General features: G+C 72.1%; 14 protein-coding genes. 9 read left to right on the top strand and 5 right to left on the bottom strand.

From position 1 onward, the window contains the following. Nucleotides 1-115 precede the first annotated feature (115 nt). The gene (locus ACZ3KP_RS08935; RefSeq protein ID WP_467497638.1) at nucleotides 116-1,114 is read right to left on the bottom strand and encodes a VldE C-terminal domain-containing protein; all 999 of its coding nucleotides are present in this window, start codon (nucleotides 1,112-1,114) and stop codon (nucleotides 116-118) included. 92 nt (nucleotides 1,115-1,206) lie between these two features. Between ACZ3KP_RS08935 and dapE the strand changes: the two genes are divergently transcribed. Together dapE and ACZ3KP_RS08925 are read left to right on the top strand one after the other, a co-directional pair. Then, a complete protein-coding gene (dapE, locus tag ACZ3KP_RS08930) occupies nucleotides 1,207-2,286 on the top strand; it encodes a succinyl-diaminopimelate desuccinylase (RefSeq protein ID WP_467497636.1) in 1,080 nt (359 codons plus the stop codon). Nucleotides 2,287-2,409: 123 nt separating this feature from the next. Continuing rightward, nucleotides 2,410-3,168, top strand: coding sequence for an LOG family protein (locus tag ACZ3KP_RS08925; protein WP_467497635.1), 759 nt, complete (start codon nucleotides 2,410-2,412; stop codon nucleotides 3,166-3,168). Between the two features lie 53 nt (nucleotides 3,169-3,221). Here the strand turns inward: ACZ3KP_RS08925 and folP are convergent, their stop codons facing one another. Beyond that, nucleotides 3,222-4,082, bottom strand: coding sequence for a dihydropteroate synthase (folP, locus tag ACZ3KP_RS08920; RefSeq protein WP_467497633.1), 861 nt, complete (start codon nucleotides 4,080-4,082; stop codon nucleotides 3,222-3,224). Between the two features lie 140 nt (nucleotides 4,083-4,222). Here folP and ACZ3KP_RS08915 point away from each other — a divergent pair, with 140 nt between their 5' ends. After that, a complete protein-coding gene (locus tag ACZ3KP_RS08915; protein WP_467497631.1) occupies nucleotides 4,223-4,585 on the top strand; it encodes a DivIVA domain-containing protein in 363 nt (120 codons plus the stop codon). Continuing rightward, nucleotides 4,582-5,169: a DNA-3-methyladenine glycosylase I gene (locus ACZ3KP_RS08910; protein WP_467497629.1), complete on the top strand. Its 588-nt coding sequence runs from the start codon at nucleotides 4,582-4,584 to the stop codon at nucleotides 5,167-5,169. The genes ACZ3KP_RS08915 and ACZ3KP_RS08910 overlap by 4 nt, the downstream gene beginning before the upstream one ends. Before the next feature lie 97 nt (nucleotides 5,170-5,266). Here the strand turns inward: ACZ3KP_RS08910 and chcB are convergent, their stop codons facing one another. Continuing rightward, nucleotides 5,267-6,070: a 2-cyclohexenylcarbonyl CoA isomerase gene (chcB, locus tag ACZ3KP_RS08905; RefSeq protein WP_467497627.1), complete on the bottom strand. Its 804-nt coding sequence runs from the start codon at nucleotides 6,068-6,070 to the stop codon at nucleotides 5,267-5,269. 380 nt (nucleotides 6,071-6,450) lie between these two features. Between chcB and ACZ3KP_RS08900 the strand changes: the two genes are divergently transcribed. Further along, the gene (locus ACZ3KP_RS08900) at nucleotides 6,451-6,618 is read left to right on the top strand and encodes a DUF3117 domain-containing protein (protein WP_069751535.1); all 168 of its coding nucleotides are present in this window, start codon (nucleotides 6,451-6,453) and stop codon (nucleotides 6,616-6,618) included. Between the two features lie 80 nt (nucleotides 6,619-6,698). On the opposite strand, the gene ACZ3KP_RS08895 is transcribed toward ACZ3KP_RS08900, so the two are convergent. Beyond that, nucleotides 6,699-7,397, bottom strand: a complete 699-nt coding sequence (locus ACZ3KP_RS08895) for an O-methyltransferase (RefSeq protein WP_132888701.1) — start codon at nucleotides 7,395-7,397, stop codon at nucleotides 6,699-6,701. Between the two features lie 235 nt (nucleotides 7,398-7,632). Between ACZ3KP_RS08895 and sigE the strand changes: the two genes are divergently transcribed. The 4 genes from sigE (at nucleotide 7,633) to ACZ3KP_RS08875 (ending at nucleotide 10,848) form a co-directional block, all read left to right on the top strand. After that, complete coding sequence (sigE, locus tag ACZ3KP_RS08890; RefSeq protein ID WP_358987361.1) at nucleotides 7,633-8,349, top strand: RNA polymerase sigma factor SigE; 717 nt, start codon at nucleotides 7,633-7,635, stop codon at nucleotides 8,347-8,349. Continuing rightward, the gene (locus ACZ3KP_RS08885; protein WP_467497624.1) at nucleotides 8,346-9,299 is read left to right on the top strand and encodes a zf-HC2 domain-containing protein; all 954 of its coding nucleotides are present in this window, start codon (nucleotides 8,346-8,348) and stop codon (nucleotides 9,297-9,299) included. Before sigE ends, ACZ3KP_RS08885 begins: the two co-directional genes overlap by 4 nt. 204 nt (nucleotides 9,300-9,503) lie before the next feature. After that, nucleotides 9,504-9,950 (top strand): sec-independent translocase, encoded by a 447-nt coding sequence (locus tag ACZ3KP_RS08880; RefSeq protein ID WP_358987366.1) that lies wholly within the window; start codon nucleotides 9,504-9,506, stop codon nucleotides 9,948-9,950. Nucleotides 9,951-10,176: 226 nt separating this feature from the next. Continuing rightward, the gene (locus tag ACZ3KP_RS08875; RefSeq protein ID WP_467497621.1) at nucleotides 10,177-10,848 is read left to right on the top strand and encodes a hypothetical protein; all 672 of its coding nucleotides are present in this window, start codon (nucleotides 10,177-10,179) and stop codon (nucleotides 10,846-10,848) included. Between the two features lie 132 nt (nucleotides 10,849-10,980). Here ACZ3KP_RS08875 and ACZ3KP_RS08870 read toward each other — a convergent pair whose 3' ends face one another. Continuing rightward, on the bottom strand, nucleotides 10,981-12,114 hold the full coding sequence (locus tag ACZ3KP_RS08870) for an Mrp/NBP35 family ATP-binding protein (RefSeq protein ID WP_467497619.1): 1,134 nt from the start codon (nucleotides 12,112-12,114) through the stop codon (nucleotides 10,981-10,983). Between the last annotated feature and the right edge of the window lie 27 nt (nucleotides 12,115-12,141).

Here is a 12,141-nt window from a genome sequence, read left to right as displayed (position 1 = left end):
CCTTACGGCCTCGCGTTCCCAAGGCATTTCTCGCATGCGCGGGCGACCGCGCGGAAACGTGGCCAGACCACGTACGCGTCCCGTCCCGGCTGACCCGCCGGAGTGAGGCCCCGAACTACTGCCCGGTCACGATCCGGACCGCCCCCGCGGACTTCTCCGCGCCGCCCGTCCCCTGCGAGGAGGCCGACCGCCACTGGCTGTCGGTGCTGCCCGCGGCCCACTCCCGGCCGGCGTACGACACCCGCTGGATGTGCAGCGCCGAGGCGTTGGCGACCGCCCAGTGCGCCAGCTGCCAGCCGCGCTCGCTCTCGGTCCGCCCCGACCTGTCCTTCTTCTTCCCCTCGGGCACCGGCACGGTCACGGTCCGCCCGTGCGCCGTGGCGGTCACGCTCGGCGTCGGGGTCGGCGACTTCGCGGACGTCCCGCCCACCTCCGCGCCGGCCTCCTCCACCGCGTCCCGTCCGAAGTCCCGCACCAGCGCGCTCCGTACCGCGTCCGGGCCCGTCGCCGCCGCGTCCACGGTGGCCGCCGGACGCCCGTCGCAGGTCAGCGTGGCCGCCGCCTGCCCGGTCAGCGCCGCCGCCAGCAGCGAGGCGTCGGTCTCGTGCTTGGCGTACGCCTCCGGGTAGCCGCTGCGCTGCACGCGCTGCGCGGCCACCGTCAGCGGCAGGGTCTGGTAGTCCGGCACCTTGGCCAGGTGGGCGTAGAACATGCCCGCCGCGTACGCCGGGTCCAGGATCTGGTCCCTGGTTCCCCAGCCCTGCGAGGGACGCTGCTGGAACAGGCCCAGCGAATCCCGGTCGCCGTGCTGGATGTTGCGCAGCCCCGACTCCTGGATCGAGGTGGCCAGGGCGATGGCCACGGCGCGCTCGGGCATGCCGCGCCCGGTGCCGACGGCGGCGATGGTCGCCGCGTTGACCGCCTGCTCGGGCGTGAACTCGTACGACGTACCGTCGCTGCGGCCCGAGACGACCTTGCAGCCCTCGGCGCCACCGCCTCCGGTGACGTACTGGACCACGAGGTAGGCGCCGACGGCGCACAGGATGAGCAAGCCCGAGACGAAACGCAGGACACGGCCGCGACGCCTGGGGCGGATGGGGGACGGCTCTGACACGCGTACAACATACTGGAGAGTACGAGCGGCCCACCCCAGGGACCGGAACCTGTGAAACAGCCCTCAGGGTGGCGCGCGCTAGGGTCGAGGCCATGGCCGACACCTCGCTTGACCTCACGCTGGACGCCGCCGAGCTCACCGCGCGGCTCGTCGACTTCCGTTCGGAGAGCGGTACCGAGAAGCCGCTGGCGGACGCGATCGAGAGCGCGCTGCGCGCGCTGCCGCACCTGACGGTCGACCGGTACGGCAACAACGTGGTCGCGCGGACGGACCTGGGCCGTTCGGAGCGGGTGATCCTGGCCGGCCACATCGACACGGTCCCGATCGCCGGCAACGTCCCCTCCCGTCTCGACGAGGACGGCGTGCTGTGGGGCTGCGGCACCTGCGACATGAAGTCGGGCGTCGCGGTCCAGTTGCGCATCGCGGCCACCGTCCCGGCCCCCAACCGCGACCTGACCTTCGTCTTCTACGACAACGAGGAGGTCGCCGCCGACCTCAACGGCCTCAAGCACGTCGCCGAGGCCCACCCCGAGTGGCTGGCGGGCGACTTCGCGGTCCTCCTCGAACCGTCCGACGGCGAGGTCGAGGGCGGCTGCCAGGGCACCCTGCGCGTGCTGCTGAGGACGAAGGGGGAGCGCGCGCACTCGGCGCGCTCCTGGATGGGCTCCAACGCGATCCACGCGGCCGCCCCGATCCTGGCCCGCCTCGCCTCGTACGAGCCCCGCTACCCCGTCATCGACGGCCTGGAGTACCGCGAGGGCCTCAACGCGGTCGGCATCTCCGGCGGGGTGGCGGGCAACGTCATCCCCGACGAGTGCGTGGTGACCGTCAACTTCCGGTACGCGCCGGACCGGTCGCAGGACCAGGCGATCGAGCACGTCCGCGAGGTGTTCGCGGACTGCGGGGTCGAGGAGTTCGTGGTCGACGACCACAGCCCCGGCGCGCTGCCCGGCCTCTCCCACCCGGCCGCGGCGGCCTTCATCGAGGCGGTCGGCGGCACCCCGATGCCCAAGTACGGCTGGACCGACGTCTCCCGTTTCTCGGCGCTCGGCGTTCCCGCGGTCAACTACGGCCCGGGCAACCCGCACTTGGCGCACAAGCGGGACGAACGAGTGGAAACTGGGAAGATCCTGGCCGGTGAGGAGCGGCTGCGCGCCTGGCTGACGCGCTGAGACGAGCCGAGGGGGCCGGTCGGCACGCGGGCACTCCACACCCGACACGCCGACGTCCCGCGCATGTAACCCGCGTGGATCTACGCTGAAGCAGGTACACCTGCAAGCGGAGGGAGCGCACATATGCCTACCGGGAACCCCGAGGGGAAGAAGGTGCCGCCGGACGAGCAGCGCCTGGGACCGGTCCTCCGACGGCGCGGCCAGGTGACCGCGAGCACCACGGACCAGCGGCTCCTGGACGCCGGAGGTCCCTCCGACTGGGTCCACACCGACCCCTGGCGGGTGCTGCGCATCCAGTCGGAGTTCATCGAGGGCTTCGGTACGCTCGCCGAACTCCCGCCCGCGATCAGCGTGTTCGGCTCCGCGCGGACGCCGGTGGAGTCCCCCGAGTACGACGCGGGGGTGCGGCTCGGCCGCGGTCTGGTCGAGGCCGGCTGGGCCGTGATCACCGGCGGCGGCCCGGGTGCGATGGAGGCGGCCAACAAGGGCGCCCTCGAAGCGGGCGGCGTCTCCGTCGGCCTCGGCATCGAGCTGCCCTTCGAACAGGGGCTCAACCCCTACGTCGACATCGGCCTCAACTTCCGCTACTTCTTCGTGCGGAAGATGATGTTCGTCAAGTACGCGCAGGGTTTCGTGGTCCTGCCCGGCGGACTCGGCACCCTCGACGAATTCTTCGAGGCGCTCACCCTCGTCCAGACCCAGAAGGTCACCCGCTTCCCGATCGTGCTGTTCGGCAGCGCCTACTGGGGCGGCCTGGTCGACTGGCTCACCAACACCCTGGTCGCCCAGGGCAAGGCGGCCGAGAAGGACCTGCTCCTGTTCCACGTCACGGACGACGTGTCGGAGGCGGTGGCCCTGGTCTCGAAGGAAGCGGCCCGGTAGCCACCGCGCCCTCCGCCCACCCGGCCCGACCGGCTCGCGGGGCGGTCGGGGGCCTACGCCAGGCCGCGCCTGGCCACCGCCGGAGGGCGGTGGCCGGCGATCGACGCCACCATGTCGAGGACCTGACGCGTCTCCGCCACCTCGTGCACCCGGTACACCTGCGCCCCCAGCCACGCCGACACCGCCGTCGTGGCCAGCGTGCCGATCACCCGTTCCTTGACCGGCCGGTCCAGCGTCTCGCCCACGAAGTCCTTGTTGGACAGCGAGACCAGCACCGGCCAGCCCGTCGCGACCAGCTCTCCGAGCCGCCGGGTCGCCTCCAGGCTGTGCCGGGTGTTCTTGCCGAAGTCGTGCCCCGGGTCGATCATCACGGACTCCCGGGGCACGCCCAGGGCGACGGCCCGCTCGGCCAGCCCCAGGGTGACCCGCAGGATGTCGGCGACCACGTCGTCGTACGTCACCCGGTGCGGCCGGGTGCGCGGCTCGGCCCCGCCCGCGTGCGTGCACACCAGCCCCACCCGGTACCGCGCCGCGACCTCCGCCAGCCCCGGGTCGACCCCGCCCCACGCGTCGTTCAGCAGATCCGCCCCGGCCTCGCAGACGGCCTCCCCGACCGACGCCCGCCAGGTGTCCACGCTGATCACGACATCCGGGAAGCGCCTGCGCACCTCCGCGACGAACCCGACGGTCCGCCGTGCCTCCTCCTCGGCGGTGACCTCCTCGCCGGGCCCCGCCTTCACCCCGCCGACGTCGATGATCGCGGCGCCGTCGGCGACCGCCTGCTCCACGCGCGCGAGGGCCGGCTCGTCACGGAAGGTCGCCCCCTGGTCGTAGAAGGAGTCCGGAGTCCGGTTCACGATGGCCATGATCACCGGCTCGTTCGGCCCGAATTCCCGCCTGCCCAGCCTGAGCATCCCCTGTGACCTCTCGTAGTGAGTCCCTCGGTACGGCCGCCTGCGACCCTAACTGTCAGCCTCGCATGGCACGATCGGACCCAGACACATTCGACACCGAGCTTCATCGAGCCGCTTCATCGAGCCTGGGGGCCACCGCGATGGTTATGTTCCTGTTCCTGGTCGTCGCGCTGGCGGTCGTGGTCGCCGCGGTCACGCTCTCCGTGGTCGGCGGCGGCGAGAGCGGACCGTTGCCCGAGGTGGCGCCCGAGCGCCTGCAGGATCCGCTGCCCCCCGACCGCCCGGTGCACCGCGCGGACGTGGAGAGCCTCCGCTTCCCGCTCGCCCCGCGCGGCTACCGCATGGCCGACGTCGACGACGCGCTCAGCCGCCTCGGCGCCGAGCTCGCGGAGCGCGACGCCCGGATCGCCGACCTGGAGACCGCGCTGGCCGGGGCCCAGGCTGCGCCGCGCACCCCGGGCACCACCTCCCTGGACAAGCCGGAGCCGGAGGACCGGTCGTGACCGCCGGAGCCGCCCTGGCCGGCCCGGACGGCAGGCTGCGCTGCCCGTGGGCCCTGTCCACCGAGGACTACGTGGCGTACCACGACGAGGAGTGGGGCCGCCCGGTGCACGGCGACGACGCCCTCTACGAACGCCTCAGCCTGGAGGCCTTCCAGTCGGGCCTGTCCTGGATCACGATCCTGCGCCGCCGCCCCGGCTTCCGTGCCGCGTTCGCCGGCTTCCAGATCGACAAGGTGGCCGCCTTCACCGACGAGGACCGCGCGCGACTCCTCGCCGATCCCGGCATCATCCGCAACAGACTCAAGATCGACGCGACGATGGCCAACGCCCGGGTCCTGGCTGAGTGGGCACCGGGCGAGCTGGACGAGCTGATCTGGTCGCACGCCCCGGCGCCGGGAACGTATCCGGCCCCGACGACCCTGTCCGACGTCCAGGCGGTCACCCCGGAATCGACGGCCCTGTCGAAGGCCCTGAAGAAGCGCGGCCTGCGCTTCATCGGCCCGACGACGGCCTACGCCCTGATGCAGGCCTGCGGCCTGGTCAACGACCACCTGGACACCTGCGTGGCGAGGGGCGCCCGTTAGGGGCGCTGGGGGTACCCCCGGCCGAAGGCTGGGGGAGGAACTGCGCGCTCAGCCCCCCCGCACCCGCAGTCCGCGACGGTGCTCCCCGCCCCCTCTCTCACCGTCCCAAATACTTGGGCTTCTCCTTGTTCACGAACGCCTGCACGGCGATCCCGTGATCCTCGGAGGCCCCGGCCCGGGTCTGCAACTCGTCCTCCTTGTCCAGCGTCTCGTCCAGGGAGTGCGTGAGCCCGAACGCCACCGCCTCCTTCAGCGCCGCGTACGCCACCGTCGGCCCCTCCGCCAGCTTCCGCGCGACCTTCTCCGCCTCTGCCCGCAGCTCCGCCGACGGCACGACCTTGTTCGCGATGCCCAGGTCGTAGGCGTCCTGCGCACTGATGCTCCGGGGGAAGAGCAGCAGATCGGCGGCCCGCCCCGGCCCCACCACCCGCGGCAGCGTCCAGGACACCCCGGAGTCCGCGGTCAGCGCCACTCCCGCGAACGACGTGTTGAACGCGGCCGTGTCGGCGACCACCCGGTAGTCCGCGGCGAGCGCGAACCCGAACCCGGCCCCCGCGGCGACCCCGTTCACGGCGGCGACGACCGGCTTGGGCGCCCCGGTCAGCGCCCGCACGACGGGGTTGTAGTGCTCCCGCACGGTCGTCATCGTCTGCCCCGCCCCGGTCTCCCGGTCGGACGCGAGCAGCGTGATGTGCTCCTTGAGGTCCTGGCCCACGCAGAACGCCCGGTCCCCGGCGGCGGTCAGCAGGATCGCGCGGACGGCGGTGTCGGCCGCCGCCTCCCGCACGGCCTCCCTGAGGGCGACCTTCGTCGCGATGTTCAGCGCGTTCATCGCCTCGGGGCGGTTCAGCGTGATCGTCGCGAGCCCGTCGGTCACCTCGTAGAGCACGGTGTCGGTCATGGTGCGTCCCCTCCGTCGTCTGCGTCCTCGCGGCTGACGTACCGCGCGGTACGTCGAGGTCCGAAGGACAGCATGGCGGAGATCGCCGTCCGGGGCCCGGACCCGACGTGTGACCTGCGTCAAAGAAAACCGGAGCCGACTCGGTCGGCGTAAGGACACCCGGCGGCGAAGTATCGCAGCCACATCGCCGAATTGAGTGGTTTTGCTCGCGCGCGTTGCCCAAGCGATGCCGACTGATGTTGGTCATCGGGTCCTGAGATGCGGGATAATGGCTTGGAAGCAATGTGTTCGATGCCGGTGTCGCGTGTGCCCGCCAGGATCACGCGTGCCCTCCAGGGCCGTCGGTAGACGATGAGCTGTTGTCAGGAAGGGGAACGAGCATGGCGGCCATGAAGCCGCGGACGGGTGATGGCCCGCTCGAGGTGACCAAGGAGGGGCGGGGCATCGTCATGCGCGTTCCGCTCGAAGGCGGCGGTCGGCTCGTCGTCGAGCTGACCCCTGACGAGGCCGCGGCGCTCGCCGACGCCCTCAAGAACGTCGTCGGCTGAGCGTCAGCGACCATACCCTTTCGGGCGCCCCGGCATCGTAAGCGGTGCCGGGGCGTCGTCGTACCCCGACCCTGCGGACGCTACCGCTTGACCGCGCACAGCAGTCCGTCGCCCACCGGCAGCAACGACGGCACCAGCTCCTGGGTCTCCCGGACCGTGCGCAGCAGCTCGCGCAGCCGCAGCACCTCGGTGGGCTGCGGGCCGGAGTCGACGGTACGGCCGTTGGCGAAGACGCCCTCGAACACCACCAGGCCGCCGGGGCGCAGAAGGCGCAACGATTCAGCGAGATAGTCGGAGTACTCCTGCCGGTCGCCGTCGCAGAAGACCAGGTCGTAGCCGGCGTCCGCGAGGCGGGGGAGCACGTCGAGCGCGCGGCCGGGGATGAACCGGGCCCGGTTGCTGGCGAAGCCGCAGGCGCGAAAGGCCTGCCGGGCGAACTGCTGGTGCTCCGGCTCGGGATCCACGGTGGTCAGCACGCCGTCCGGCCGCATGCCGTGCAGCAGGTGCATCCCGGACACCCCGCAACCCGTGCCGATCTCGGCGACCGCCTTGGCGTCCACGGAAGCGGCGAGCATGCGCAGCGCGGCGCCCGTGCCGGGCGACACCGAGCGCAGCCCTGCCTCGCGGGCCCGGTCCCGGGCCCAGCGCAGCGCTTCGTCCTCGGCGACAAAGGCGTCGGCGAACGCCCAGCTCGTCTGCCGGTTGCCGGTAATGACCCTCTCCTGTCCCCGTGGTTGCCTGGGCGTGACTGTATCCGTTGGCGCCGGGAACCTGCTGATGGGACCAGGCGTTTAGAGGGATGGAAGACAGGGCGGGGAGACACGAATGGATCACGACGGCGAGACGGCGGCCGATCACCCGCAGGTGCGGCAGGACAGGCCCCGCCAGCGCGGATCAAATTCTCGTAAAACCGCTTATCCGGTGCTAACGGGCGAGGTGGCTATGGTAGGGGCTCCACTGGACACCACCAGAGCCGACAGGGGAGGTGCGGCCGCGCCTGAGGACCGGGGCGGAGTGCTGAAGCGCTTCCTCGGGTCGGCGGGCAGGCCGAAATCCGTGAACGACACCGCTGCTGACCCCAGCCACGCCGACGCGCTCGCCATGGGCGAGGACCGTACCGCGACCTTCTCGACCGACGCGGACGGGCAGGCATGGACTCCGCCCACGTGGGAGGAGATCGTCAGCACGCACAGCGGCCGCGTCTACCGCCTGGCCTACCGCCTCACCGGTAACCAGCACGACGCCGAGGACCTCACCCAGGAGGTCTTCGTCCGCGTCTTCCGCTCCTTGTCCACCTACTCGCCCGGCACCTTCGAGGGCTGGCTGCACCGCATCACGACCAACCTGTTCCTCGACATGGTCCGGCGCAAGCAGCGCATCCGCTTCGACGCCCTCGGCGAGGACGCGGCCGAGCGGCTGCCCAGCCGCGAGCCCACCCCCTCGCAGGCCTTCAACGACGCGCACTTCGACGCCGACGTCCAGCAGGCCCTGGACACCCTCGCGCCCGAGTTCCGGGCCGCCGTCGTCCTGTGCGACATCGAGGGCCTGTCGTACGAGGAGATCGCCGCGACCCTCGGCGTCAAGCTCGGCACCGTCCGCTCCCGCATCCACCGTGGCCGCTCCCAGCTGCGCAAGGCCCTCGCGCACCGCTCGCCGCAGGCCCGCAAGGCCGAGCGCCGCTCCTTCGTGCCCCGTGTTCCCGCACTGGGAGGAGGGGGCGCGACCGCGTGAGTGGATCACGACCGAAATCCGCCGGGCGACAACTGGCGGAACAGCATCTGGGAGACCGACTCTCCGCCCTGGTGGACGGAGAGCTCGGCCATGAGACGCGTGAGCGTGTCCTGGCCCATCTGGCCACCTGCGCCAGGTGCAAGGCGGAGGCGGACGCCCAGCGCGCCCTGAAGAACGTCTTCGCCGAGGCCGCCCCGCCGCCGCCCTCGGAGAGCTTCCTGGCGCGCCTGCAGGGGCTGCCCGGCGGAGGCGACGGCGACGGCGGCTCACCGTTCGGCGCCGGGGGCCCCGCGGGGCGCCGGTCCGACACCGGGGTCTTCGGCGTGAGCCGGGACGACCGCTTCGAGTTCGGCTACGTCCCCGCCCGCCCGCACGACCCGGCGGCGGCCGCCGGCCGGGGCTTCCGCGTCCACGCCGTCGGCCGTCCCGACCACGACCGCCCCGCGTCGTTCGGCGTGCGGTTCGCGTTCGTCGCCGCGGGCGCGGTCTCGCTGGCCGCCGTGGCTCTCGGCGGTGTCACCGCGGGCCTGCCCGGCTCCCCGGCCGCCGACGCCCGCTCCACCGGCGGCGGCAACGTGGCCCCGGCCGGCACGGCGGGCACGGGCACGGCCGGTACCGCCGACTCGCAACGCCGCCGCTCGACCGGCCCCCTGCTGTCCTCCGGGGCCCTGCTCGGCGACGCCACCGCCGCGCCCACCTCGGTCTCCGCACCGCTGCTGCCCGGCGTGCCCTCCCCGGCCGCCGCACAGCAGGCGCTGCGCGAACTGACCGCACCGGTGATGGCCGGCGCGGCCGCGGTCTCCCCGCTGATACGACCGCTGACCGCCGCCTCGCCGTTCGCCCTCACCTCGTGGACCGCCACCCCCGAGGCGACCGGCACCGCCCTGCTCGCCGCACCCGCCCCCGACACCACCTCCGCTCCCTCCCCCTCCTCCCACGCGGCCCACTGACCGCCCGGCGACGTCCCCGGGGGCACCCTTCGTGCCCCCTGTAGGCAAACAACCCGGAAAACCGGTCGTACACACGGAGCCGGACCCCTCGGGACGGTACCGGTCGGACAGGTCCGCCGGGTACCGTGGACCCGGCCCGGACCACGGAACACACGCAACAGCGACCGGAGGGCCGAGGACCGAGGACATCGCAAGGAGCTTCAGGTGTTCAATGACATAGGACCACTCGAGCTGGTGACCATCATCGTGATCGCCGTGCTCGTCTTCGGTCCGGACAAGCTCCCGAAAGTCATTCAGGACGTCACGCGGACCCTCCGCAAGATCCGGGAGTTCTCGGAGAGCGCCAAGGAAGACATCCGCCAGGAACTCGGCCCGGAGTTCAAGGACTTCGAGCTGGAGGACCTGAACCCCAAGACCTTCATCCGCAAGCACCTGGACAGCGACGAGCTGGGGCTGAAGGAGATCCGCAACGGCTTCGACCTGAAGAAGGAGATGGCCGAGGTCACGGACGCGGTGAACAGCCGCGAGGCCGGCTCGTCCGCTCTGCCCTCGGGCAGCGGCTCTTCGGCGGGCGGCCGGATCGACATGACGAAGAAGCCCGAGGATCTGGGCAGGGACGAGCGTCCGCCGTTCGACGCGGACGCCACCTGACCAGGACCGGACACCCGGACGCAGGCGGCGCACGTGACGCGTCTCATAGCGCGCCCGCGCCGCTCACGGCTTGATCCCGGTGCCCGCGCGACCCACCCGCCGGGCGGTTTCGCCGCTGGTTGCAGGGGTGTCGATATGCTGCCGAGTTGTTGTGCGGACCGGACGAGTGCGCCCGAAGGGGGGCGGGCCGCCGCGGGCCGACGAGAGCTAGGAGGCGTCCGGGCAGATGGAGACGACAAGTCAGGTGGACGGACAGGCACCGGCCGCCGAGGGCGGACAGCAGTCCCTCTCCGCCCGCCGCACGGCGGACGGCTACCTGGAGGCGCCCTTCCCCTGGTACGGCCTGGACGAGGCGTTCACGGGGCCCCGCTGGCTGATGCAGGTGGGTACGGCGGCCGACGGCGTGGTGGAGCACGGGTCGATCGGGCACGGGGACGAGCCGTCGGTGCGCAACGAGCATCTGGCCGCGTCCGTCGGTGAGCCGCGGGAGAAGTTCGCGGTCGTGGTGACCGTCGCGGCGAGTCCGTCCCGGCGCAGTGCCGACGGAACCGGGCTCCTCGAGGCCACGTCCGTGTCGTCGGCCGCGTGGCTGGCGGGTGTCGGGCTGCTGTCCTTCACCTGGCCGGGGCAGATGGACCACAGCCTGCGGGACGACTGGCTGGAGCAGCAGACCGAGACGGCGTGGGAGCTGGCCGACGAGTTGAGCGGGCCGGAGTGGTCGACGCTGTCGCTGCCGGTGGACGGGGTGGCCACGCCGTTCCACTACCGGGAGTCGGAGTTCGGGTGGGTGCTCGCCGGGTCGACCGAGGCGGGGGTGCATCTCGGGGCGTACGGGCGGGGGATGTCGGCCTACGGGCTGGGATTCGCCGTGATCAAGGACATCGCCGAGTACGCGTGAGTGGTGAGGGGCGCCGCCGGTGGTTCGTGGCGCCCCTTCGCCGTAGGGGTTGCGGTCGGGTGCGAACGCGGGTGCGTTGTGGTTGCTCGCGCAGTTCCTCGCGCCCCTATAGGGGCGCTGAAGCGGGGCTCCCTAGAACTTGTTGCGGGGTGTGATGCCCAGGGACATGCCCGAGAGGCCGCGCTGGCGGCCGCCGAGCTTGCCTGCGATGCCGCGCAGGGCCGCGCCTGCCGGGGAGTCGGGGTCCGTCAGGACGACCGGCTTGCCCTCGTCGCCGCCCTCGCGGAGCCGGACGTCGATCGGGATGTTGCCGAGGACCGGGACCGTGGCACCCGTCGTGCGGGTGAGGCCGTCCGCGACCAGCTGGCCGCCGCCCGTGCCGAAGACGTCGACCATCTCGCCGCAGTGCGGGCAGGGCAGCCCGGACATGTTCTCGACCACGCCCACGATCTTCTGGTGGGTCTGCACGGCGATGGAGCCGGCCCGCTCGGCGACCTCGGCCGCCGCCTGCTGAGGCGTCGTCACGACAAGGATCTCGGCGTTCGGGACCAGCTGGGCGACCGAGATGGCGATGTCACCGGTGCCCGGCGGCAGGTCCAGGAGGAGGACGTCGAGGTCGCCCCAGTAGACGTCCGCGAGGAACTGCTGGAGCGCGCGGTGCAGCATCGGGCCGCGCCAGACCACCGGGGCGTTGCCCGGGGTGAACATGCCGATGGAGATGACCTTCACGCCGTTCGCCGACGGCGGCATGATCATGTTCTCGACCTGGGTGGGGCGGCCGTCGGCGCCGAGCATGCGCGGGACGGAGTGGCCGTAGATGTCGGCGTCGACGACCCCGACCTTCAGGCCGTCGGCCGCCATCGCCGCCGCCAGGTTCACCGTCACCGACGACTTGCCGACGCCGCCCTTGCCGGAGGCGACCGCGTAGACCCGGGTGAGGTTGCCGGGCCTGGCGAAGGGGACCTCGCGCTCGGTCTGGCCGCCGCGCAGGGCGGACGCCAGCTCCTTGCGCTGTTCGTCGCTCATCACGTCCAGGGTGACGTCGACGCGGCTGACACCGTCGACCCGGGAGACCGCCTCGGTGACCCGCTGGGTGATCGTGTCGCGCATGGGGCAGCCGGAGACCGTCAGGTACACGGTGACCGCGACCGCGCCGTCCTCACCGATCTCCACCGATTTGACCATCCCCAGTTCGGTGATGGGTCGGTTGATCTCCGGGTCGTTCACCGTCGCCAGTGCCTCGCGCACCGCGTCTTCGCTAGCCATACAGACGATGGTACGGCGAGGCGCAGT

It is taken from the genome of Streptomyces sp. NPDC020958 (genome assembly GCF_055562175.1).
Note: the sequence above shows the minus strand (reverse complement) of the source record. Positions and strands in the feature narration are given on the sequence as shown.

Coding starts and splice junctions, on each gene's coding strand:
- dapE (WP_467497636.1), top strand. CDS start 1,207: ATGGCCGACACCTCGCTTGACCTCACGCTGGACGCCGCCGAGCTCACC.
- ACZ3KP_RS08925 (WP_467497635.1), top strand. CDS start 2,410: ATGCCTACCGGGAACCCCGAGGGGAAGAAGGTGCCGCCGGACGAGCAG.
- folP (WP_467497633.1), bottom strand. CDS start 4,082: ATGCTCAGGCTGGGCAGGCGGGAATTCGGGCCGAACGAGCCGGTGATC.
- ACZ3KP_RS08915 (WP_467497631.1), top strand. CDS start 4,223: ATGGTTATGTTCCTGTTCCTGGTCGTCGCGCTGGCGGTCGTGGTCGCC.
- chcB (WP_467497627.1), bottom strand. CDS start 6,070: ATGACCGACACCGTGCTCTACGAGGTGACCGACGGGCTCGCGACGATC.
- ACZ3KP_RS08900 (WP_069751535.1), top strand. CDS start 6,451: ATGGCGGCCATGAAGCCGCGGACGGGTGATGGCCCGCTCGAGGTGACC.
- ACZ3KP_RS08875 (WP_467497621.1), top strand. CDS start 10,177: ATGGAGACGACAAGTCAGGTGGACGGACAGGCACCGGCCGCCGAGGGC.
- ACZ3KP_RS08870 (WP_467497619.1), bottom strand. CDS start 12,114: ATGGCTAGCGAAGACGCGGTGCGCGAGGCACTGGCGACGGTGAACGAC.